We start from the raw sequence: 22,148 nt of genomic DNA on the forward strand, positions 1-22,148 counted from the left end.
GCCGGGCTCCCTGCCATCTGTGTGTCATGGCCTAAAGCGACGCCTGAGCGCCAGGCCCATGCCCCCGCTTACCTTCAGCGGCTGCGCGCCCATTGGCGCGGGCCGCTCTGGTGGATCGACGCGCCCCTGGTGTCCACCGCGACCGTCACCGGCATGTCGCGCACTTCGATCTCGTAGATCGCTTCCATCCCGAGATCCTGATAGGCCACGGGGCGCGCGCTCTTGATCGCCTTCGACACAAGATAGGCGGCACCTCCCACGGCGATCAGATAGACTGCGCCATGCGCCTTGATCGCCTCGATCGCCGCCGGGCCGCGCTCGGCCTTGCCGATCATCACCTTCAGCCCCGACGCCGCCAGAAGCGGCCCGGTGAACTTGTCCATCCGTGTCGATGTGGTGGGTCCGGCGGGGCCGATCACCTCGTCGCCCACAGCATCGACCGGCCCGACATAATAGATCGCCCGCCCCTCAAGATCGACCGGCAGCGCCTTGCCTTGCTCCAGTTCCTCCAGCATCCGGCGATGCGCGGCATCGCGCCCGGTATAAAGCCGCCCCGACAACAGCAGCGTATCGCCGGGCGACAGCGACCCGAGGACCGCATCGTCCAGCGCATCCAGATCGACACGCCGCCCGTCCACGCCGCCATCCCCCAGATCGGGCCATGCCGAGAGGTCCGGCGCATCGAACCGGGCCGGGCCGCTGCCATCCAGCGTGAAATGCATGTGCCGGGTCGCCGCGCAATTGGGGATAAGAGCCACCGGTAACGAGGCCGCATGGGTGGGAAAGCTGTTCACCTTCACATCCAGCACCGTCACCAGCCCGCCCAGGCCCTGCGCCCCGATGCCAAGCGCGTTGATCCGCTCGTAAAGCTCCAGCCGCAGGGCCTCTTCGGGCGTGTCCGCGCCGCGCGCGCGCAGCGCGGTGATGTCGATGGGCTCATTGAGCGCCTCCTTGGCCATTGCCATCGCCTTGTCGACACTGCCGCCGATCCCCAGCCCGATGATACCGGGCGGGCACCAGCCCGCGCCAAGCGCCTTGACCGTCTCGACAACCCAGTCGGCCACTGAATCCGACGGGTTGAGCACGGCAAATTTCGTCTTGTTCTCCGACCCGCCCCCCTTGGCGGATACCGTGACCGACACCTTGTCGCCTTCGACCAGTTCGGTCTGGATCATCGCCGGGGTGTTGTCGCGCGTGTTGCGCCGCTTGCCCAGGGGGTCTTCCACGATGGAGGCGCGCAGCGGATTGGCCGCAAAGTCATAGGCGCGCCGTGTCGCCTCGTCGATCATCTCCTGGGGCGGGCGCGTCCAGTCGATCGGCGCCTGCACACCGACCTTGAGGATCGCATTGACGCTGCCGGTATCCTGGCAGATCGGCCGCTTGCCGATGGCCGCCATGCGCGAATTGATCAGGATCTGGGTGATCGCGTTGCGCGCCGACTGGCTTTCCTCGGCCTCAAGTGCGGCGGCCATGGCCCGCACGAAATCGGGCGAATGATAATAAGAGATATATTGCAGCGCCTCGGCCACGCTGTCGATCAGGTGATCCTCGGTAATGCGCCCCGTCATTGCGCCGCTGCCGCGCGTGCCAGGATCTGTTGTGCGCGCTTGATCACCGGCGCATCGACCATCTGGCCATCCACCTTGATCGCCGCAGCCCCTGTGGCGGCGGCCTCGATGACCCGCCGCGCCCAATCCAGCGCCTCGGCGCCGGGCGCAAAGCCGCGCCTGGCCGGGGCGATCTGCGCGGGATGGATCAGCAGCTTGCCCCCAAACCCCATGGCGACGCCATGCGCGCAATCCGCAGCGATCACCGCCTCGTCGCCGATCGCCGTGGTCACACCATCCCATGGCGCGGGCAGTCCGGCCAGCCGCGACGCCAGCATCAGCTCGGCGCGCGCATGCAAAAGCGCCTCGCGCTCATGCGCGATCCCCAGGTCGGCGGCATAGTCGATCGAACCGAAAGCCAGCCGCGCCGAGGCGCGCGCCACGCTCTCGGCCCGCCTGAGCCCCAGCGCCGTTTCGATCAGCCCCACCACCGGCAACCCGCTTTGCGCCGCCAGCGCCGCGCAGGTCTCGGGGTCTTCGGCCTTGGGCAGGATCAGCCCGTCAATCGCCAGCCCGGCCATCATGGCCGCGTCATCGCTGAAAAACGCGCTGTCGGCGGCATTGATGCGCACCAGCACCGGCACGCCCCCCGCCTTGCGTGCGGGCAGGGCGCGCAGCCCTTCGCGCGCCGCCTGCTTGTCGTCCTCGCCGACGGCATCCTCAAGATCGAGGATCACCGCATCCGCCCCCGCGCCAAGCGCTTTCTCGAAGCGGTCAAGACGGGTGGCGGGCAGGAACAGGGGCAGGGCGATCTGGCTCAGGGGCATATGGTCTGGGGCCTTCGGGCTGGTGGTGTCAGGTCACGGCAAGCGGCGCCAAGAGGGCGCGCATCTGTTCGGGCAGGGGGACCGGGCGGCTGGTCTCGCGGTCCACATAGACATGAACGAAGCGCCCCTGCGCGGCGGCCGTGTCGCTTTCGGTGCGAAACACCGCCAGTTCATAGGTGACGCTGCTGCGCCCCAGCCGCGCAACGCGCAACCCCACCTCGATCGCCTCGGGAAAGGCGATCGGGCTGAAATAGGTGCATTCGCTCTGCGCCACCAGCCCGGTAACCGTACTGCGCCGTATGTCCAGCACACCGCCTCGGATCAGGTATTCGTTCACGGCCGTGTCGAAAAAGGAATAATAGGCCACGTTATTGACGTGCAGATAGGCATCATTGTCCATCCAGCGGGTGCTGATCGGGCAGAAATGCGCGAAGTCGTCACGATGCAGCGGTGTCGGGCGGTCTGTCATCCGGGGCTCCGTTGCGTCCATCGTCCGGTGTCGCTCAACAGCAGCACGTATCGCGCGCGCTTGTCCAGTGCGTTGCTTGTCATGCGCCTAGGATTCGCGCGGTTTCAACCCCGGCACGGGGCCGTATTCGCGCTCTTCGCCCACGAAAACCGGACCGGGCGCGGGGAACGAGACAGGCCCGTTCGGGCTGTCGACGCTCACGCGGCGCAGATGCGGATGCTGCGACAGCCCTGCCATGTCGTTGACCGAGGCCAGCGCGATCTTGGCCTCTGACAACAGCGCGATGGCCGTCTCGGCGTCCAGGCGGGCAAAGGCTTCGGCGACGATGGCATCGGTCTGGTCGCGGTTCTTCACGCGCGCCACATTGGTGGCGAAACGCGGATCGGTGCCCAGCGACGCATCGCCGATGAAATCGGTGCAGAGCTTGACCCATTCGCGGTCGCTCTGGATCGAGATCAGCACCGGCGCGCCGGTCTTGGGCTGAAAGACGCCATAAGGCGCGATCGAAGGATGCGCCAGCCCGATGCGCCTGGGGCTGTTGCCCCCCTCGTGATTGAGCAGCGGCACGGTCAGCCAGTCGGCCATCACGTCGAACATCGACACCGAGATACGCGCGCCCTCGCCGGTGATCCCGCGCCGGATCAACGCCTCGAGGATTGCCGAATAGGCGGTCGCCCCGGTGGCGATATCGACCAGCGACACCCCCACGCGCGCCGGTTCCGACGGCCCCCCGGTGATCGAACAAAGCCCGCTTTCCGCCTGGATCAGCAGATCATACGCCTTGCGATCCGCCAGCGGCCCGTCCTCGCCATAGCCGCTGATCGAACAGGTGATCAGGCGCGGGTCACGTTCATGCAGCGACGCGATCCCGAACCCCAGCCGCTCCAGCGCGCCGGGCTTGAGGTTCTGGATCACCACATCTGCCGTTTCAAGCAATTCCGACAGCGCCGCCTTGCCCGCTTCGGATGCAAGGTCAAGCGTCACGCTTTCCTTGCCCCGGTTCAGCCAGACGAAATAGCTCGATTGCCCCGCCGCCACGTCATCGTAACCGCGCGCGAAATCGCCCTCGGGGCGCTCGATCTTGCGCACATGCGCGCCCGCATCCGCCAGCCGCGCCGATGCGAAAGGCGCCGCCACCGCCTGTTCGATGGCGACCACTTCCAATCCTTCCAGCGCCCGCATCAGAACGACCTCGGCAGGTCAAGCAGATGCTCCGCCACATAGCTCAGGATCAGGTTGGTCGAAATCGGCGCCACCTGGTAAAGCCTTGTTTCGCGGAACTTGCGTTCGATATCGTATTCGCAGGCAAAGCCGAAGCCCCCATGGAACTGGATACAGGCATTGGCCGCTTCCCAGCTGGCCTTGGCGGCCAGGTATTTCGACATGTTCGCCTCGGCGCCGCAGGGCTGCCCGGCATCGTAAAGCGCACAGGCCTTGTAGCGCATGAGGTTCGCCGCCTCGATCTCGATATAGGCCTCGGCTATGGGGAACTGCACGCCCTGGTTCTGGCCGATGGGCCGGCCGAAGACCTGCCGCTCACGCACGTAATCCGTGACCTTGTCGGTGAACCAGTAGCCATCGCCGATGCATTCCGCCGCGATCAGCGCGCGTTCGGCATTGAGGCCTGTCAGGATGTATTTGAACCCCTTGCCCTCTTCGCCGATCAGGTTCTCCTCGGGGATCTCCAGATTGTCGAAAAACAGCTCGTTGGTCTCGTGATTGACCATGTTGGGGATCGGCTTCACATCCATCCCGCCGGCCATCGCCTCCTTGATATCCACAAGAAAGATCGACAGCCCCTCGGATTTCTTCCTGACCTCGGATAACGGCGTGGTGCGCGCCAGCAAGATCATCAGGTCCGAATGCTGCACCCGGCTGATCCATACCTTCTGGCCGTTCACCACGTAGCGGTCGCCTTGTTTGACAGCGGTGGTCTTCAATTGCGTCGTGTCGGTGCCGGTGGTGGGTTCGGTCACGCCCATGGATTGCAGACGCAACTCGCCCGTCGCCAGCTTGGGCAGGATTCGTTCGCGCTGTTCCTCAGAGCCATGCCGGACCAGCGTGTTCATGTTGTACATCTGCCCGTGACAGGCGCCCGAATTGCCGCCAGCGCGGTTGATCTCTTCCATGATGACGCTGGCCTCGGTCAGGCCAAGCCCCGACCCTCCATAGGCCTCGGGAATGAGCGCCGCCATCCAGCCCTCGCGCGTCAGCGCCTCGACAAATTCATCGGGGTAGCCGCGCTCTTCATCGACCTTGCGATGGTATTCCGCCGGAAACTGGGCGCAAAGGGCACGGACACCCTCGCGGATGTCCTGATAGTCGTCACTGAGGAAGTTCATACATATCTCGCGTGGTTTAAGCTGCGCTCATGAGATAAACGCACCGCGACCCATTGTGCAAATATGGGTTTGCGATGCGCGATATAGGCTGGCGCTATGGGCGCTGATCCATTGCGGCCGTCAGACCGGTTGAAAGATGCGCACCGACATGGGTTGCGACAAAAGCCAGGCGCCATCGTCGCGCGTGGCATGGCGCTCAAAGGCGCGCCGCAGCGCGTCGGCATTCGCCTCGATCAGCGCCGCGCGTCCGGGATCGACAGCGATCAGGCTGTCGCAGAAACCCTGAAACCCGCTGTAACGCTCGACGCGGGGGTAATCATAGGCCGTGACCTCGCGCAGCGCGCGGGTCGTGTCCATCGCCGCCTGCGCGGCGTTGCGGATTTCGGTCTCGTCATCGACCACGGCAAGTACCCGGCTCAGCGCCCCGCTTGCCCTTGGCTCGATGACCACAAGCCGTCCCTCGCGGCGCAGCACCCTTGCCGCCTCGCTCAGCGCACGCGCCATCGCGGGCACCGGCACATGATGCAGCGCATTCACGCAGATCGCCGCATCGAAACTGCCGTCGCCATAGGGCATCGCCTCGGCAGAGGCCCGGTCGATCGCGTCCACGCCCTCGGGGGCGAACGGATCAAGCCCGCGCCACGCGGCCCCCGCCGCACGCAGACGCGCCGCAAGCCGCCCCTTGCCGCAACCGATATCCAGAACCGAGCGCCCCGACAAAGGCGCCAGTTCCTCGAGGATGACACCCAATGCGTCGCGCTGCGGCGTTGTCTTGTTCTCCACGATGTCACCTTGCCTTGCCTGCGGGCGTCGCCCATGGGCGCCCTGATGGCGCAGCTTAAAGCCAATTCACCCCGGCGTTTCAAGGGACGCGCCCGGCCCCCGCCTGCGGCGCGATGCGCGGCAATGCAAATTCGCCGTTTCATTTCCCCGGTCTTTCGCGTTTAAATACCGCCGGATTCACAAGAGGTCAGACCATGCGCCCCGTCTTCGTCAACATTCGCTGCAAACCGGGCAGCTCCTACCACGTGGCCGAGGAAATCGCCCTGCGCGAAATCCACTCCGAACTTTACTCGACATCGGGGCCGTTCGACCTCCTGCTCAAGCTCTACATCCCCGATGGCGAGGATGTGGGCAAATATATCAACGATCACCTGCTCGATATCGAAGGGATCGAACGCACGGAAACGACGCTGACATTCAAGGCGTTCTAGAACCGTTACCAAGAACAACAACTGGGAGAGACAGATGAAACTCACGATATTCGTGGCCGCGGCCTGCATCGCGGCGCTGGGCGGCGCGGCATCCGCCGATGACGGCGCGCTCAAGGTCGGCATGATCACCACGCTTTCGGGCGGCGGCGCCGGGCTTGGCATCGACACGCGCGACGGTTTCCTGCTGGCGGCCAAGCTGGCAGGCGGTGACGCGCTCGACATCGTGGTCGAGGACGATCAGCGCAAACCCGATATCGCCGTGCAACTGGCCGACAAGATGATCCAGTCCGAAAAGGTCGATATCCTGACCGGCATCGTCTGGTCGAACCTGGCCATGGCCGTGGTCCCCGCCGCCACCGCGCAGGGCAAGTTCTACCTCTCGACCAACGCCGCCCCCTCGGCGCTGGCGGGCAAGGGCTGTCATCCGAATTACTTCTCGGTCTCATACCAGAACGACAACCTGCACGAGGCCGCGGGCGCCTATGTCAAGGATGCGGGCTACACCAATCCCTTCATCCTCGCGCCGAACTACCCCGCCGGACAGGACAGCCTGATCGGCTTCAAGCGGCTCTATGGCGGCGACCTCGCAGGCGAGGTCTATACCAAGCTCGGTCAGACCGACTACGCCGCCGAGATCGCCCAGATCCGCGCCTCGGGCGCCGACAGCATCTTCTTCTTCCTGCCCGGCGGGATGGGGATTTCCTTTCTCAAGCAATATGCCGACAGCGGGCTTGACCTGCCGGTGGTCGGCCCGGCCTTCAGCTTCGATCAGGGCATCCTTCAGGCGGTCGGCGATGCGGCCATGGGCGTGATCAACACGAGCCAGTGGAACAAGGATATCGACAACCCCGCCAATGCGCGCTTCGTCGAAGCGTTCCAGGCCGAATATGGCCGCCTGCCCTCGCTCTATGCCGCGCAGGGCTATGACACGGCCAACCTGCTGCTCTCGGCAATGGCGCGCGCCGATATCTCGGATGCCGATGCGTTCCGCGCGGCGCTCAAATCCGCCGATTTCGACAGCGTGCGCGGCGATTTCGCCTTTGCCGCCAACAATCACCCGATTCAGGACATCTATGTGCGCGAGGTGATCAAGGAGGGCGATGTTTACACCAACAAGATCGTCGGTGTGGCGCTCGAGGATCACGCCAACGTCTATGTGGACGAATGCAACATGTAAGACCAACCGGGCGGGCGCGTTGCGCGCCCGCCCGATAGTGCCGGGGCGCCCCATTTCGTGACACCGCTGCTTTTCATCGAACAGGTCCTCAACGGGCTTCAGTTCGGGGTCATGCTTTTTCTCATGGCCGCGGGGCTGACGCTCGTGTTCGGGGTCATGGGGCTGATCAATCTCGCGCATGGCTCGCTCTACATGGTCGGGGCCTTCGCCGCCGCCGCCGTCGCGGGCTGGAGCGGCTCGTTCCTCCTGGCGCTGGTCGCGGCGCTGGCAGCCTCCGCGGCCGCCGGGGCGATCGTGGAACTCACCGTGATCCGAAGGCTCTATGACCGCGACCATCTCGATCAGGTGCTCGCCACCTTCGCGCTGATCCTGATCTTTTCGGAAGGGACGCGCTGGCTCTTCGGGTCTTTCCCTTTGTTTCTCGATATACCCGACTGGCTATCCGGGCCGGTGACCCTGCCGGGGGGCATCGAATATCCGCTTTACCGGCTTGCGATCATCGCCGTCGGACTCAGCATCGCCGCCGGGCTCTTCTGGCTGATCGCGCGCACGCGCCTTGGCATCCGCATCCGCGCCGGAGAATCCGACCGCGAGATGATCGCCGCCCTCGGTGTCGACATCTCGCGGCTCTACACGATCGTTTTCGCGCTGGGCGCGGCACTTGCGGGACTTGCCGGGGCGATGGTCGGCGCGCTCCAGTCGGTGCAGGTCGGTATGGGCGAACCGGTGCTGATCCTCGCCTTCGTGGTGATCGTGATCGGCGGCATCGGCTCGATCAAGGGCGCGCTGATCGGCGCGCTGCTGGTCGGGCTGACCGATACGCTGGGCGGGCTTCTTCTGCCCGAAGCGCTCAAGCTCTTCATGGAAACCTCGGACGCGACCGCCACCGGCTCGGCACTGGCCTCGATGCTGATCTATATCCTGATGGCGGTGGTGCTGATCTGGCGCCCGCGCGGCCTGTTCGGAGGTGCCACATGAACCGCGAACGCATGGTCAACGCCGCGCTGCTGACGCTGCTTCTCGGGGTGCCGCTCTGGGCCTGGGCGACGGACGAACCCTTTACCATCACGCTCGCCACCCGCGTCGCGATCCTTGCCCTGGCGGGCGTCGGGCTCAATATCGCGCTGGGCCTCGGTGGGCTGGTCAGCCTCGGGCACGCGGCGTTTTTCGGGATCGGCGGCTATGCGATGGGGATCCTTGCCAGCCACGCCCAAAGCTACACCCCCCTGATGGAAAGCCCCTTCCTGCTCGAGGGCACCAAATCCATGCCGGTGATCTGGCTGGTGGCGCTCCTCGCGTCGGCGCTGGCGGCGCTGGTGATCGGTGCGCTCAGCCTGCGCACGTCGGGCGTCTATTTCATCATGATCACGCTGGCCTTCGGGCAGATGCTCTATTTCTTCTCGATCTCCTGGCCCGCCTATGGCGGCGAGGACGGGCTGTCGATCTATATGCGCAACGGCTTTCCCGGCCTCAACACGCTGGACCCGATCCAGTTCTTCGCAATCTGCTTTGCCTGCCTCGCGGCGGCGCTCTGGTTCAACGCGCGCCTCGTGCGCTCGCCCTTCGGCCTTGCGCTCAACGCCGCGCGCCAAAGCCCCGAACGGGTCGAGACGGTGGGTCTTGGAACCTTTCGCCTGCGCTTCGTTGCCTTCGTGATCTCGGGCGCGATCACCGGGCTGGCGGGGGCGCTCTTTGCCGATCTCAACCGCTTCGTGAGCCCCAACATGTTCTCCTGGCAGATGAGCGGCGAGATCATGGTCTTCGTGATCCTCGGCGGGGTCGGGCGGCTTTACGGGCCGGTGGCGGGCGCGGCGCTCTTCATCACGCTCGAACATGTGCTGGGCGGGATCAGCCCGTTCTGGCATGTCTGGCTCGGCTTTCTCCTTCTTCTGGTCGTGCTCTTCGCGCGGGGCGGCATCGTCGGGCTTCTGGCGGGCAGGCGGGTGGCGCATGACTGATCCCGTTCTTGCCACCAAGGGGTTAACCAAATCCTTCGGCGCCGTGCGCGCCTGCCATGATGTCAGCCTCGATCTGCGCCCAGGCGAAATCCACGCGGTGATCGGCCCCAACGGCGCGGGCAAATCCACCCTCATCGCCCAGATCTGCGGCGGCCTGAAACCCGATGCCGGCCGTGTCAGCTTCGCCGGGCGCGACGTGACGCATCTGCCCACCCGCGCCCGCGCCCGGCTCGGCCTGGCCCGCACCTTCCAGATATCGGCCCTGGCGATGGAGGACACGGTGCTGCAAAACGCCACCCTGGGCGCGCTTGGCGCCAAAGGCGCGCGCGCCGGGCTGCCCGGCCTTCTGGGCGACGCGCTCGCGCCGGGCGATCTGCGCGACACGGCCATGGCCGCGCTTGAACGCGTCGGCCTCGCCGAACACGCCGCCACCGTCACCTCGGCCCTCTCCCATGGCCAGCGCCGCCAGCTCGAAGTCGCGGTGGCGCTGACCCTGCGCCCGCGCGCCTTCATCATGGATGAACCGATGGCGGGCATGGGAACCGAAGGCTCGCAACGCATGACCGCCTTCCTCGACGGGCTGCGCGACGAAGCGCCGATCCTGCTGGTGGAACATGACATGGACGCGGTCTTCGCCCTCGCCGACCGGCTCAGCGTGCTGGTCTATGGCCGCATCATCGCCACCGGCAGCGTCGACGAGATCCGCGCCAATGCCGACGTGCGCAAAGCCTATCTCGGAGAAGACGCATGACTCCCAGCGACAGCACCCGGCTTTTCCCGTGGGACGCCTCCGGCGGGAGTATTTTGAGCAAGATGAATGGGACAGGCGCTTCATCTGGCCGGAAATACCTCGGGGGAGTCGCCGCTAGCGGCGACGGGGGCAGCGCCCCCGCAAGGTGCCTGCCATGAGCTTGCTGGAACTCGACAAGATCACCGCCTTCTACGGTGCGACGCAGGCGCTTTTCGGCGTGTCGCTCGATCTCGCCGAGGGCGAGGTGATGGCCCTGATGGGACGCAACGGCATGGGCAAATCCACCACCATCAAGGCCATTTGCCGGATGCTGCCGGTGCGCTCGGGCGCGATCCGCTTCGACGGCGCTGACATCACCGCGCTGCCATCCTATCGCGCGGCGCGGATGGGGCTGGGGCTGGTGCCCGAGGGGCGGCGCTGTTTCGCCAATCTGAGCGTGCATGAGAACCTGATCGCCGCAGCGCGCCCCGGCCATTGGGATGTCGCCCGCGTCACCGGACTTTTCCCGCGCCTCGCCGAGCGGCGCAACCAGGGCGCGGCCACGCTGTCGGGCGGCGAGCAGCAGATGCTTGCGATCGGGCGCGCCCTGATGACCAACCCGCGACTGCTCATTCTCGATGAGGCCACCGAGGGGCTGGCCCCGATCGTGCGTCAGGAGATCTGGTCGGCGATCGCAAGGCTCAGATCCGAGACCGGGCTTGCGATCCTTCTCGTTGACAAGTCGCTCGCCGAACTGGGCGGAGTCGCCGACCGCGCCGTGATCCTGCAACGCGGCGAGTCGGTCTGGTCGGGTGCGTTCAGCGAACTGACCGAGGCGCTGACAACCCGGCTGATCGGCGTCTGATCGCGCGGATTTTGCCAGTTTGTACAAACCTTCCGACGCGCAGGCCGTTTTGCGTACAAAACCACCGTACAAACCGGACGAATCGTACGAAATCTCAGTCCCCGGCAGCCAGCAGCACGATGTCTCCGTCCCAGACCTGCCTGAGCCGCTCGGCTGCCTGCCATGACCGCAATCCCGAGCGGCAGCACATCACCGCCCGCTGGCCGGGTTCCGGTCGCGGGCCGGACGGTGTCCCGAACGCCTCGACCGGCAGGCGCCGGGCGTTTTCACGGATCAGTTCCGCCTCGTCGTGATCGCGAAGATCGACAATGAAATCATGATCTTGCAAGGCCGCTGGCGCGATGAACCCCGGCTGCCATTCCGGCTCGGGCGCGTGATCGAAGCGGAACCCGCCAAAGCGCATTCCACCCGCATCGCAGCTCACCAGCCGTCCCAGCGGGCTTGGCTGCAACCCGGTCAGCACCGCCAGCGCCATCTGCGCCTGCAGGCTTCCCATAAGCCCCACGACCGGGCCAAGCACGCCATCCTCAGCGCAGTTGCCCAGTCTTTGCGGTAAATCCGGGAAGATCGCCCGCAAACTTGGCGCTTCGCCACAAAAACCGCCTGCATATCCCGCCATCTGCGTGACAGATGCGCTGATCAATGGCAGATTCAGGGCCATGCAATGATCCGACAGGATATAGCTGACCGCGAAACTGTCCGCGCAATCGAGCACAAGGTTAACACCATGGCAGAATCCGACCGCTGTTTCTGGGTCGAGCACCGCTTCATGTGGTTCGATCCGACACTGCGGATTGAGCGCGCGCATCGCCTTGGTGGCGGCGGCGGCCTTGGGTCGGCCCAGGTCATCAGCGCGAAAAATCGTTTGCCTGTGGAGGTTTGTCTCGTCCACGCAGTCGGGGTCCACTAACCGGATGAACCCGACCCCGGCCCCCGCAAGATATTGCAGCACCGGCGCGGCCAGCCCGCCCGCGCCGACCACCAGCACCCGCGCGGCCTCTAAACGTTCCTGCCCGTGCGCGCCGAATCCGGGCACCGCGATCTGGCGTGCATAGCGGCTCATCGCGTCGCCTCGATCCAGGCTTTCACACGCATTTCGGGGTCGTCGTTCCAGGTGATGTCGGTCACCGCCGATACGATATCTGCCCCGGCATCAAGCGCGCCTTGCGCCCGCTCGACCGTCATGCCGCCAATCGCAACAAGTGGCGTCTGGCCGATCAACCTCTTCCATTCGCTCAGTTTTTCAAGCCCCTGCTGGTGCCATCTCATTTTCTTGAGCTTCGTGGGAAAGACCGGACCAAGCGCGATGTAGTCAGGGTCAAGGCGCATCGCGCGCTCAAGCTCGTCGCGGTCGTGGGTGCTGATCCCGAGCCGTAACCCGGCACGGCGAATCGCCGGAATGTCGGCATCGTCCAGATCCTCCTGGCCCAGGTGCACCCAGTCACAACCGCTGTCGATCGCGATCTTCCAATAATCGTTTATAATCAGCGCAGTATCATACCTCTGGCACAGTGAAAGCGCCTCTGCGATCTCATGCCGCAAGGCCGGTTCGGGCATGTTCTTGATGCGCAGTTGCACCAGTTTCACGCCCAGAGGCAGTATCCGTTCCAGCCAGTCGACGCTGTCGAAAATCGGATAGAAGCGATCCAGTTTCATTTGAGAAAAGCCTTTCCGATCAATGGGGTGGAGGGCGCGGCCATGTCGCGCGGCTCCATCGGGTCCGCCTCGAAAGCCAGCCGCCCGGCTTTGACGCCGAGGGCAAACCCCTCGGCCATCGCCGCCGGGTCGCCCGCTTTCGCGACAGCGGTGTTCAAGAGCACGGCATCAAACCCCATTTCCATCGCCATCGCGGCCTGGCTCGGCAGGCCAAGCCCGGCATCCACCACCATCGGGATATCTGGAAACTGGGCTCTAAGTGTTCGCAATCCATAGATATTCGTCAGCCCCAGCCCGGTCCCGATCGGCGCGCCCCAAGGCATCAGCACCTTGCATCCCGCCTCCAGCAGCCGCTCGCCCAGAACGACATCCTCAGTGGTATAGGGAAAGACCTCGAACCCGTCTTCGGTCAGGATGCGGGCGGCTTCGACAAGCCCGAACGGATCGGGTTGCAGGGTGTCGGCATGGCCGATGACCTCCAGTTTTATCCATTTGGTATCAAAGAGTTCGCGCGCCATATGCGCGGTTGTCACCGCCTCGCGTACCGAATGACACCCGGCGGTATTGGGCAGCACACTAACGCCGAGCTGGCGCACCAGATCCCAGAATGCGCCACCGGCGCGTTCGCCCCCCGCCTCGCGCCTGACCGACACGGTGGCAATCCCCGCGCCCGAGCGCCGAAACGCCTGTTCGAGGATCGCGGGCGAGGGATATTGCGCCGTGCCCAACATCAGGCGCGATGCGACCTCGGTGCCATAGAATTCTGCCATGCTTCAGCCCCCCTGCCGCGGCGCGACGATCTCAAGCCGGTCTCCCGGTTGCAGGACCACCGAGGCGCGCCCGCCTGCGGGCACGAATTCCTCGTTCACCGCGGTCGCCACTTTGGCGTCGCGATATCCCAATTCCGCCAGCGCGGCGTTCAGGTCGGATGCAGTGACCTCTTGGGGTTCACCGTTCACGTTGATTTTCATCCATCATCTCCGGTGTTTTGCCCTCCAGCAGCAGTTCACCCACCATCCGCGCAAGCGCGGGCGACAGAAGAAAACCGTGCCGGAACAGGCCGTTGACATATATCGTATCGCCCCGCCGCCGAATGCGGGGCAGGTTGTCTGCAAAGGCGGGGCGGGCATCGACGCCGATCTCGAGGATCTCGGCCTCGCCAAAGGCGGGGTGCAGCGCATAGGCCGCGCTGAACAGCTCTGTAACCGAGCGCAGGGTCGCGCGATTGCGCTCGCCGCTTTCGATCTGCGTCGCGCCCAGCATGAACACCCCATCACCGCGCGGCACGATATAGAGCGGGTAGCGCGGATGAAGCAGGCGCACCGGGCGGCGCAACACCACGTCAGGCGCGCGCAGCACCGCCATTTCGCCTTTGACGCCCCGCAAATCCGTCAGCACGTCCTGCGCCGCCAGCCCCCGGCAATCAACGGTCAGGCCCGCTGTCGCGGGTGAGATTCCGACAAAGGCGACGCCCGAGGCTTCAAGGCTGTCGCGCAGATGGCCAAGCGCGTGGCGTGGCGTGATATGTGCCTCATCGGCAAAAAACAGCGCTCGGTCGAACCGGCCGTCCAGCTGTGGCTCGATGTCGGCCAAGGCATCGCGGCTCAGGCTCTGGTGCCCGATGGTGCGGCGCGCGAAACGGTCAAGCTCGGCGCGGTCGCGCCCGAGGGTCACGACAAGCGAGCCTTCATGCGCAACCTCGACACCGGCGCGCGCCCACCAATCGGCGGCCTCCTGCCCGAGGCGTGTAACGGGCTCCTCTGCGGTTTCTGCCTCGCAGAACGGTGCCAGCATCCCGGCGGCCCACCACGAACAGGCATGCGGGCCGGGTCTTGGGTTCGGGTCGACCACGGTCAGCGCCATGCCGCGCGCCGCCAGTTCGGTCGCGACGCAAAGGCCGACCACGCCAGCGCCCAGGATCGTGACGTGTTCGCTCATGTCCAGACCTCGTGAAAATGATGCACGGGCCCATGGCCTGATCCGATATCGAGCCGGTCGGCATGGGCGATCGCCTCATGTAACCACAGATGCGCATGGCGCACGGCCTCTGTCAGTTCCTGGCCACTTGCAAGCTGCGCGGCGATGGCCGACGACAGCGAACAGCCGGTGCCATGGGTATTGCGCGTGTCGATCCGAGCCGCCTCAAGGCGGGTCGTGCCCGCCTTGCTGACCAGAAGATCTGTGCAGACCGTGCCTTTGCCATGCCCGCCCTTCATCAGCACCGCGCTTGGACCCATTGAGAGAAGGGCGCGCGCCTGCACCTCGGCCTCGTCAGGCGAACTGGCGGGCGCGCGGTCCAGAAGGCGGGCAGCCTCGGGCAGGTTCGGCGTCAGGATGGCGGCGCGCGGCAGCAGCTCACGGATCAACGCGGCGACGGCGTCCTCGGCCAGCAGAGGATCGCCCGATTTGGCCACCATGACTGGGTCCAGCACGATCGGGCCACCATATCCCGACAACGCAGCCGCGACGGTTTCGACGATGCCGGCCGTACCCAGCATGCCGATCTTGATCGCTCCCATCGGGATGTCGTCCAGCACCGCGCCGATCTGCGCGGCGATCATCGCGTTCGAGACCGGCTCAACCGACAGCACGCCAATTGTATTCTGCGCGGTCAGTCCTGTGATCGCACTTGCGCCATAGACGCCAAGCGCCGAAAAGGTCTTGAGATCGGCCTGGATGCCCGCGCCGCCGCCGCTATCGGAACCGGCAATGGTGAGGGCCGTGGGAATGGGGGTCATCTGGTTTGCGCTCCTCGCTCGCGCGGCGCGGGAGCGGAGCAAGAGACCGGGGCGTTCAGTGCCTTTGGTGGTCCAAGTCCGTTCCCTACGCCGGTACTGACCGGATCAGGTTCGATGGGTTGGCTTTGCCTCTCAGCCCCTCAAGGGGCACCCCAACGGATAAAACTAAGTCTAGTGCCTGGGCGGAACAGGTTCAAGGGATCGCGTGATCACGATCGTCTGGTCTCAGTCCCCGCGCCTCTTTACGCTGGCATGTGACGCGCGCGCGCGCCGCGTTCGATCGCCGCCGCATGCAGCCGGTCGATGTTCAACTCATAGCGGATTTCCTCGAGCAGCCGGAGTTCGGTGTCAGGCAGCGCGCCATCGGCGGCCGCCACGTCGCAAGCCAGCGCATAGGCGGTCTCGAACAGGCGTTCGGGAAGGTTGTCGCGGATCAGGCCAAAGAGGGCATCAAGCCCATCCTCGACGCTGAACAGGTCGAACACCGTCTGTGCCATGATATTCATGCGGTCCAGATCGTAGCTTGCGAAGATCGGAAGATTGTTTACCGCGGCCTCGATCTTGACCAGTTCGGCGGTGCGGATGTTCTCATCCGAGGCCGACACCGCGATCATTACCGCCACAAGACAGTCTTGCGGCGTCAGCGGGTGGGGAATCTGATCATTCATCTGTCGGCCTTTCAAGGAAACATGTTGCAAGCGCAGAATATTGACTGTCCCCGCCCTCGGCAATAGGAAGCGAACGTGCCGGCGCGTGCCCCTGCGCGCGGGAAGATACAGGAACCTGGATAATGTCTGAGATACGTGACGCAGCGATGAGTTCGAAAGCATGGCCTTTTGAAGAAGCGCGCCGTGTGCTCAAACGCTATGAAAAGGCCCCACCCGAGAAGGGATATGTCCTGTTCCAGACCGGCTATGGCCCCTCGGGTCTGCCCCATATCGGCACCTTCGGCGAGGTGGCCCGAACCACCATGGTGCGCCACGCCTTCGAGACGATGAGCGATATTCCCACCAAGCTCCTGTGCTTCTCTGATGACATGGACGGGCTGCGCAAGGTGCCGGGAAACGTGCCCAACCAGGAGCAGATGAAAGAGGATCTGAACCTGCCCCTGACCAAGGTGCGTGATCCTTTCGGCACGCATGAAGGCTTTGCCCAGCATAACAATGCCCGCCTGCGCGCATTTCTCGACAGCTTCGGCTTCGATTATGAATTTGCCTCGGCGACCGAGTATTACACCTCGGGCCGCTTTGACGAGATGCTTCTGGTGGCACTGGCGCGGTTCGACAAGATCATGGAAATCATGCTTCCCACGCTGGGGGACGAACGCAAGAAGACTTATTCGCCGTTCCTGCCGGTCAGCCCCAAGACCGGCCACGTGCTGCAGGTGCCGACGCTGGAGCGTAATGTCGAAAAGGGGACGATCGTCTATGAGGAACTCGATGGCGAGCGTGTTGAGTTGCCGGTGACGGGCGGCAACGTCAAGATGCAGTGGAAGCCCGATTGGGCGCTGCGCTGGGCGGCGCTTGGTGTGGATTACGAGATGTCGGGGAAGGATCTGATCGACAGCGTCAAGCAATCCACCCGGATCTGCCGTGCGCTGGGCAAGCAGCCCCCCGAGTCACTGTCCTACGAGCTGTTCAACGACGAGCAAGGGCAGAAGATCTCGAAATCCAAGGGCAATGGGCTGGGCATGGAGGAATGGCTGCGCTACGCTGCGCCCGAAAGCCTGTCCTATTTCATGTACCAGAAACCGAAGACCGCCAAGCGGTTGTATTTCGACGTTATTCCCAAGGCTGTGGACGAGTATCACCAGCAATTGCGCGCCTATCCCGATCAGGACCTGACGGCGCGATTGAACAACCCCGTCTATCACATCCACGGCGGCGCGGTGCCCGAAAGCCGCATGGTCGTGCCGTTCTCGATGCTGCTCAATCTGGCCTCCGTGGCAGGCGCCGAGACCAAGGACACGCTCTGGGGTTTCATGCGCCGCTATGCGCCCGAGGCCAGCCCCGAGACCCATCCCGATCTGGATGCGGCGGCGGAATTCGCGGTGCGCTATTACAATGATTTCGTCAAACCCGAGAAGACCTATCGCGCGCCGACGGACCTGGAGCGCGAGGCCCTGGAAGAGCTGCGCGAGGGGCTCAAGGCATGGGATGGACCGGCCGACCCCGAGGCGCTTCAGGGGCTTGTCTTTGCCTGCGGGCGCGAGCGGTTCGACCCCTTGCGCGACTGGTTCAAGGCGCTTTACGAGGTGCTTCTTGGCGCCAGCCAGGGGCCGCGTTTCGGCGGGTTCATCGCACTTTACGGCATCGACGAAACCGTGGCGCTGATCGACGACGCGCTGGCGGGCAAGCTGGCGTGATCTGCGTCATTGCCCGTCTGTCGCCAGCTTGCTAGGCTGTTGCAAAAGGGAGGCAGGGGCATGAAACGTATCGCACTGATTTCACTGGGACTTCTTGGGCTGGCCGTGGCCTGTGCCAAGGTGCCTTCGATGCCCGAGCCAGCCGAGGGGCGGGCGCTGTTCAACGAGAACTGCGCGCAATGCCACGGGGTGTCCGGCAAGGGCGATGGCCCCTGGGCCGCCCAGCAAACCCCTGCTCCGTCGGACCTGACGACGCTTGCTCAGGGCGGAGAGTTCCCGCGCGCCCGTGTGCTCAGCGTCATCGACGGCTATGACCGCACCGGCCTGCCGGGGCAGGAGATGCCGGAATTCGGCCTGCTGCTGGAGGGGGAAACCGTGCCGGTGGATGTGGGCGACGGCGTTCTGACGCCGACCCCGCGGCCATTGGCGGCGCTTCTGGCATATCTGGAAAGCATCCAGGAATAACAACGGCTTAAAGGCGGCAGATTCCCTTGATCTGCGCGTCTTTCCACGGGATCAGCACGCTGTCGGGCTGGGGCAGATCCGCCGTCGGAAAGGCCCCTTCCAGAAGTGCGCGCAGCCGCGCGGTGCGCGGGGCCTCCGGGTCGAGCGTCTGGCAACAGACATATTCCTCGACGATGCTGGCCTGCTGCTCATACCCGTAATCCAGGAAATCCGCCTTCGTGGCGATATCAAAGAGGTAGGGGTCGTCGCTCAGCCGGTGTTCGCGCATGGCGCGCAGCGGCGAATAACCGGTGTCCTTGCGGTTCTGCCATTGCCAGATATGGGTCATCTCATGGGCGAAGACCATCGCATGAACGAGGCTCATGAACTGCGGGTAGCGGGGCATGAAATTCGTTTCATACCAATCATTTGAGAAGAAAACCCGGTTATGCAGCACCACCGCCGCGGGGGCCACGGTGACGGTGGGTGTCGTGATCTCGGGGACGATGCGCTCGCGGCAGGTGAGGCGGGGCCGGGTGGGGCGCGGATAGCTGACCTTGCCGATCAGGGCGCCGTCAACGATGCGGATGCGGCTGGTATCGAGGCTCTCGCCATGCATCCGCGTGGCGAAGGCTTCCTCGCTCGGCGTCAGGGGACGACCGCAGGACAGAAGGAAGAGCGGAACGAGAAGCCAGAGCCAGCGCATGGCCAGACGTTACCAAGAGATGAACGACCCGCACAGCGAAAACCCGGCCCGCCGGCCCGAATCGGCGGCAAAGCGTTGGTTAACAAGGGAAAACCCCCTTCGGTATCGTGGCGGTATCCCGTCGGTATCGCGTCGGTATTTGGCGCGGTAAGGGCAGGGATTAACGGGGCGAACGGTGGGGGTGCGTACGGATTGGGGGGCGGTTTGGTACGGAAAGGGGGGCGGGGTGAACCCCGCCCTACGGGGAGCGGGACCGGATTGATAGCGTTTGGGTGGTGTTGAGGTAGGGCGGGATTCACCCCGCCATATGGGACCGGATGGGTGTTCTGGCGATCGCTTGGCAGGGGTGAAACGCTTGCGATTTGATATACCTAAGGTGTAGTGATCGGAGAATACGCAAGAGTATGGTTAAGGGGTGTGCGGCTTGGCGGGTGATTGGTATAAAACAGCGGTTCTTCTGCTGAGGTTCCTTCTGGATATTGTCGTGGGTTTGTTCTTTTTGGTCCTGATCGGGATCGCAGCGCTGCTGATAGGAAAATTCGTCAAATGGCTGAGCACCTTTGACGTCGTTCCGGCTCCGGTTATAAAAGGCTTAACCTTTCTGGAATATGGTTTGTTCGCGGTAGATGTGGTATGCTTTACTTTTCTCGTTATGATGGCAGGATACAAGTTGATGGTCGAAATCTGGAAAGAATATCGATGAAGAAGAGTCAGATACGTCGAATCCGGCAGTTACTCGACTCGGAATTTGTATTTGCTCGCGACATGTTTTTTGCGCCAATCAATGTCCTTTTCGACGTGATCCGTGCCTCGGTGACCCGTGCCAATAGCGAGGCGCGGCTGGCCGTGGCTTGGTCTCTCGATGAAGAAGACAACGGCAAGCAGCGCTGAACGCGCCGAACGCAGTTCTGATCAAACTCCAGATATATTGAATCTCAGAGGCACGCGTATTGGATGGTGGCCCTGCTCATGGACCTCCGGTTGAGGGACTTTATGGCATCTGTTCGTCGCGCAGAACGAAAGGTGGCGGGGTGAACCCCGCCCTACGCGAGGCTAGAGCCCCTCAAACATCCAACTCCTCCACGAAGCGTGCATTTTCCGAAATATACTGGAACCGCAGTTCCGGCTTTTTCCCCATCAGCCGCTCGACCAGATCGCCGGTTTCACCCGGTTCGTCCTCGTCGATGGTGACGCGGATGAGCTTGCGGGTTTTCGGGTCCATGGTGGTTTCCTTCAGGTCCTTGGCGTCCATCTCGCCAAGACCCTTGAAGCGCGAGACGTCGATCTTGCCCTTGCCGCCAAGGCCCTTTTCCATCCAGGCGTCGCGCTCGGCCTGATCGAGGCAATAGACCCGTTTCGCGCCCTGCGTCAGCCGGTAAAGCGGCGGGCAGGCGAGATACAGGTGCCCCGCGTCGATCATCGGGCGCATCTGCGTGAAGAAGAAGGTCATCAGAAGCGAGGCGATATGCGCGCCGTCCACATCGGCGTCGGTCATGATGATGATCTTGTCATAGCGCAGATCGTCGATATTGAAGCGCGTGCCCAGCCCCACGCCAAGCGCCTGGGTAAGGTCGTTGATCTCCTGGTTGGAACCCAGTTTCGAGCTGGCGGCCCCCAGCACGTTGAGGATCTTGCCGCGCAGGGGCAAAAGCGCCTGGGTCTTGCGGTCGCGGCCCATCTTGGCCGAGCCGCCGGCGCTGTCGCCCTCGACGATGAACAGCTCGGTGCCGTCGCGCACGTTGGATGAGCAATCCACCAGCTTGCCGGGCAGGCGCAGTTTCTTGGTCGCGGTCTTGCGCTGGGTTTCCTTTTCCTGGCGGCGGCGCAGGCGTTCTTCGGCCCGCAGCACGAGGAAATCGAGGATCGCGCCCGCCGATTTCGTATCGGCTGCCAGCCAGTTGTCGAAATGGTCGCGCACGGCGTTTTCCACCAGCCTCTGGGCTTCGGTGGTGGCCAGCCGGTCCTTGGTCTGGCCGACGAATTCGGGTTCGCGGATGAAGCAGGAGACCAGCGCGCAGCCGCCTGTCATCAGGTCATCGCGGGTGATGTTGGCGGCCTTCTTGTTGTTCACAAGCTCGCCATACGCCTTGATGCCCTTGACGATGGCGGCCCAGAACCCGGCCACATGGGTGCCGCCTTCGGGGGTGGGCACGGTGTTGCAATAGCTTTGCAGGAAGCCGTCGCGCGCGGGTGTCCAGTTGATCGCCCATTCGACCTTGCCGGGGGTGGAGAAGCGTTCCTGGAACTCGACCGTGCCGGCAAAGGGTTTATCGGCATAGGTCGAGGCGCCGTTAAGCGTTTCCTTGAGGAAATCCGACAGCCCGCCGGGAAAGTGGAAAGTGGCCTCGAGCGGGGTGTCGCCATCCTCGATCGCCGATTTCCAGCGGATTTCGACGCCGCTGAAGAGATAGGCCTTGGAGCGGATCGAGTTGAACATCCGCGCGGGTTTGAAGCGGTGCGCGCCGAAGATGTCCGCGTCGGGATGAAAGGTGATGGTGGTGCCGCGCCGGTTGGGGGCCTGGCCGATCTTTTCGATCGGGCCAAGCGGCTTGCCGCGCGAGAAGCGCTGTTCGTAAAGCTCCTTGTTGCGTGCGACCTGCACGACCATGGAATCCGACAACGCGTTGACCACCGACGCGCCGACCCCGTGCAGGCCGCCCGATGTCTCGTAGGCCTTGCCGCTGAACTTGCCGCCCGCATGCAGCGTGCAGAGGATCACTTCGAGTGCGGATTTGCCGGGGAACTTGGGGTGCGGGTCGATGGGAATGCCGCGCCCGTTGTCGCGCACGGTCAGCGAATAATCCGCGTGCAGTTCCACTTCGATCCGGTTGGCGTGGCCCGCGACGGCCTCGTCCATCGAGTTGTCGAGGATCTCGGCGACAAGGTGGTGCAGGGCGCGTTCGTCGGTGCCGCCGATATACATGCCGGGGCGTTTGCGGACGGGTTCGAGCCCTTCGAGCACCTCGATGGAGGAGGCATCGTAATCCGAATGTTCGGTCGCTGAAAGAAGATCGTCGGCCATGCGGTTCTGCTCTTGGTTTTATGGGTTGGCGTGCATTATGGCAGAGCGCGCAAGGCGGGGGAAGGGCCTGTGGGCTGTGTGCGCCCGC

25 protein-coding genes and 1 riboswitch are annotated in these 22,148 nt (G+C 64.1%); of the genes, 10 read left to right on the forward strand and 15 right to left on the reverse strand.

Features of this window, described 5'->3' with window-relative positions; all coding sequences use genetic code 11:
- Positions 1–74: 74 nt before the first annotated feature.
- The 6 genes from N5A93_RS16530 to N5A93_RS16555 form a co-directional block, all read right to left on the reverse strand.
- Positions 75–1,568 (reverse strand): fumarate hydratase, encoded by a 1,494-nt coding sequence (locus N5A93_RS16530; RefSeq protein ID WP_268956206.1) that lies wholly within the window; start codon positions 1,566–1,568, stop codon positions 75–77.
- The gene (locus tag N5A93_RS16535) at positions 1,565–2,374 is read right to left on the reverse strand and encodes an HpcH/HpaI aldolase/citrate lyase family protein (protein ID WP_268956207.1); all 810 of its coding nucleotides are present in this window, start codon (positions 2,372–2,374) and stop codon (positions 1,565–1,567) included. The genes N5A93_RS16530 and N5A93_RS16535 overlap by 4 nt, the downstream gene beginning before the upstream one ends.
- 28 nt (positions 2,375–2,402) lie before the next feature.
- A complete protein-coding gene (locus tag N5A93_RS16540) occupies positions 2,403–2,843 on the reverse strand; it encodes an acyl-CoA thioesterase (protein WP_268956208.1) in 441 nt (146 codons plus the stop codon).
- Positions 2,844–2,930: 87 nt separating this feature from the next.
- Positions 2,931–4,025, reverse strand: coding sequence for a CaiB/BaiF CoA transferase family protein (locus tag N5A93_RS16545; RefSeq protein ID WP_268956209.1), 1,095 nt, complete (start codon positions 4,023–4,025; stop codon positions 2,931–2,933).
- Positions 4,025–5,185 (reverse strand): acyl-CoA dehydrogenase family protein, encoded by a 1,161-nt coding sequence (locus N5A93_RS16550; RefSeq protein WP_268956210.1) that lies wholly within the window; start codon positions 5,183–5,185, stop codon positions 4,025–4,027. Before N5A93_RS16550 ends, N5A93_RS16545 begins: the two co-directional genes overlap by 1 nt.
- 120 nt (positions 5,186–5,305) lie before the next feature.
- Complete coding sequence (locus N5A93_RS16555) at positions 5,306–5,968, reverse strand: class I SAM-dependent methyltransferase (RefSeq protein ID WP_268956211.1); 663 nt, start codon at positions 5,966–5,968, stop codon at positions 5,306–5,308.
- A gap of 194 nt (positions 5,969–6,162) precedes the next feature.
- Here N5A93_RS16555 and N5A93_RS16560 point away from each other — a divergent pair, with 194 nt between their 5' ends.
- The 6 genes from N5A93_RS16560 to N5A93_RS16585 all read left to right on the forward strand — a co-directional run bounded on the left by N5A93_RS16560 (position 6,163) and on the right by N5A93_RS16585 (position 11,129).
- Positions 6,163–6,399 (forward strand): Lrp/AsnC ligand binding domain-containing protein, encoded by a 237-nt coding sequence (locus tag N5A93_RS16560; protein ID WP_268956212.1) that lies wholly within the window; start codon positions 6,163–6,165, stop codon positions 6,397–6,399.
- Positions 6,400–6,433: 34 nt separating this feature from the next.
- Positions 6,434–7,576, forward strand: coding sequence for an ABC transporter substrate-binding protein (locus tag N5A93_RS16565; protein WP_268956213.1), 1,143 nt, complete (start codon positions 6,434–6,436; stop codon positions 7,574–7,576).
- 57 nt (positions 7,577–7,633) lie between these two features.
- On the forward strand, positions 7,634–8,554 hold the full coding sequence (locus N5A93_RS16570) for a branched-chain amino acid ABC transporter permease (RefSeq protein ID WP_268956214.1): 921 nt from the start codon (positions 7,634–7,636) through the stop codon (positions 8,552–8,554).
- Complete coding sequence (locus tag N5A93_RS16575) at positions 8,551–9,534, forward strand: branched-chain amino acid ABC transporter permease (protein ID WP_268956215.1); 984 nt, start codon at positions 8,551–8,553, stop codon at positions 9,532–9,534. Before N5A93_RS16570 ends, N5A93_RS16575 begins: the two co-directional genes overlap by 4 nt.
- Entirely contained in the window at positions 9,527–10,285 is a 759-nt protein-coding gene (locus N5A93_RS16580) for an ABC transporter ATP-binding protein (RefSeq protein ID WP_268956216.1), read from the forward strand. Before N5A93_RS16575 ends, N5A93_RS16580 begins: the two co-directional genes overlap by 8 nt.
- Positions 10,286–10,439: 154 nt before the next feature.
- Positions 10,440–11,129 (forward strand): ABC transporter ATP-binding protein, encoded by a 690-nt coding sequence (locus tag N5A93_RS16585; protein ID WP_268956217.1) that lies wholly within the window; start codon positions 10,440–10,442, stop codon positions 11,127–11,129.
- Between the two features lie 94 nt (positions 11,130–11,223).
- On the opposite strand, the gene N5A93_RS16590 is transcribed toward N5A93_RS16585, so the two are convergent.
- From N5A93_RS16590 to N5A93_RS16620, 7 genes are all read right to left on the reverse strand, one after another.
- Positions 11,224–12,192, reverse strand: coding sequence for a HesA/MoeB/ThiF family protein (locus N5A93_RS16590; RefSeq protein WP_268956218.1), 969 nt, complete (start codon positions 12,190–12,192; stop codon positions 11,224–11,226).
- Positions 12,189–12,785 (reverse strand): thiamine phosphate synthase, encoded by a 597-nt coding sequence (locus N5A93_RS16595; RefSeq protein WP_268956219.1) that lies wholly within the window; start codon positions 12,783–12,785, stop codon positions 12,189–12,191. The genes N5A93_RS16590 and N5A93_RS16595 overlap by 4 nt, the downstream gene beginning before the upstream one ends.
- A complete protein-coding gene (locus tag N5A93_RS16600; RefSeq protein ID WP_268956220.1) occupies positions 12,782–13,555 on the reverse strand; it encodes a thiazole synthase in 774 nt (257 codons plus the stop codon). Before N5A93_RS16600 ends, N5A93_RS16595 begins: the two co-directional genes overlap by 4 nt.
- A gap of 3 nt (positions 13,556–13,558) precedes the next feature.
- Entirely contained in the window at positions 13,559–13,756 is a 198-nt protein-coding gene (thiS, locus tag N5A93_RS16605; RefSeq protein ID WP_268956221.1) for a sulfur carrier protein ThiS, read from the reverse strand.
- Positions 13,734–14,723, reverse strand: a complete 990-nt coding sequence (locus tag N5A93_RS16610) for an FAD-dependent oxidoreductase (RefSeq protein WP_268956222.1) — start codon at positions 14,721–14,723, stop codon at positions 13,734–13,736. Before N5A93_RS16610 ends, thiS begins: the two co-directional genes overlap by 23 nt.
- Positions 14,720–15,523, reverse strand: coding sequence for a bifunctional hydroxymethylpyrimidine kinase/phosphomethylpyrimidine kinase (gene thiD / locus N5A93_RS16615; protein ID WP_268956223.1), 804 nt, complete (start codon positions 15,521–15,523; stop codon positions 14,720–14,722). The genes N5A93_RS16610 and thiD overlap by 4 nt, the downstream gene beginning before the upstream one ends.
- A gap of 65 nt (positions 15,524–15,588) precedes the next feature.
- A riboswitch (TPP riboswitch) is annotated at positions 15,589–15,688 on the reverse strand.
- A gap of 77 nt (positions 15,689–15,765) precedes the next feature.
- Positions 15,766–16,191: a tellurite resistance TerB family protein gene (locus N5A93_RS16620; protein ID WP_268956224.1), complete on the reverse strand. Its 426-nt coding sequence runs from the start codon at positions 16,189–16,191 to the stop codon at positions 15,766–15,768.
- A gap of 122 nt (positions 16,192–16,313) precedes the next feature.
- Between N5A93_RS16620 and N5A93_RS16625 the strand changes: the two genes are divergently transcribed.
- Together N5A93_RS16625 and N5A93_RS16630 are read left to right on the forward strand one after the other, a co-directional pair.
- Positions 16,314–17,888 (forward strand): lysine--tRNA ligase, encoded by a 1,575-nt coding sequence (locus N5A93_RS16625; protein ID WP_268956225.1) that lies wholly within the window; start codon positions 16,314–16,316, stop codon positions 17,886–17,888.
- A 60-nt stretch (positions 17,889–17,948) separates the two neighbouring features.
- Positions 17,949–18,353: a c-type cytochrome gene (locus N5A93_RS16630; protein ID WP_268956226.1), complete on the forward strand. Its 405-nt coding sequence runs from the start codon at positions 17,949–17,951 to the stop codon at positions 18,351–18,353.
- A 7-nt stretch (positions 18,354–18,360) separates the two neighbouring features.
- Here the strand turns inward: N5A93_RS16630 and N5A93_RS16635 are convergent, their stop codons facing one another.
- Positions 18,361–19,038: a hypothetical protein gene (locus N5A93_RS16635; protein ID WP_268956227.1), complete on the reverse strand. Its 678-nt coding sequence runs from the start codon at positions 19,036–19,038 to the stop codon at positions 18,361–18,363.
- A gap of 424 nt (positions 19,039–19,462) precedes the next feature.
- Here N5A93_RS16635 and N5A93_RS16640 point away from each other — a divergent pair, with 424 nt between their 5' ends.
- Entirely contained in the window at positions 19,463–19,741 is a 279-nt protein-coding gene (locus tag N5A93_RS16640; protein WP_268956228.1) for a hypothetical protein, read from the forward strand.
- Positions 19,738–19,929 carry a hypothetical protein gene (locus tag N5A93_RS16645; protein ID WP_268956229.1) on the forward strand — a complete coding sequence of 64 codons (192 nt, stop codon included), beginning with the start codon at positions 19,738–19,740 and terminating at the stop codon, positions 19,927–19,929. The genes N5A93_RS16640 and N5A93_RS16645 overlap by 4 nt, the downstream gene beginning before the upstream one ends.
- 172 nt (positions 19,930–20,101) lie before the next feature.
- Here the strand turns inward: N5A93_RS16645 and parE are convergent, their stop codons facing one another.
- Positions 20,102–22,060, reverse strand: coding sequence for a DNA topoisomerase IV subunit B (parE, locus tag N5A93_RS16650; RefSeq protein WP_268956230.1), 1,959 nt, complete (start codon positions 22,058–22,060; stop codon positions 20,102–20,104).
- Between the last annotated feature and the right edge of the window lie 88 nt (positions 22,061–22,148).

Origin of the sequence: Roseovarius salincola (assembly GCF_026891095.1) — a bacterium.
GTDB lineage: Bacteria > Pseudomonadota > Alphaproteobacteria > Rhodobacterales > Rhodobacteraceae > Roseovarius > Roseovarius salincola.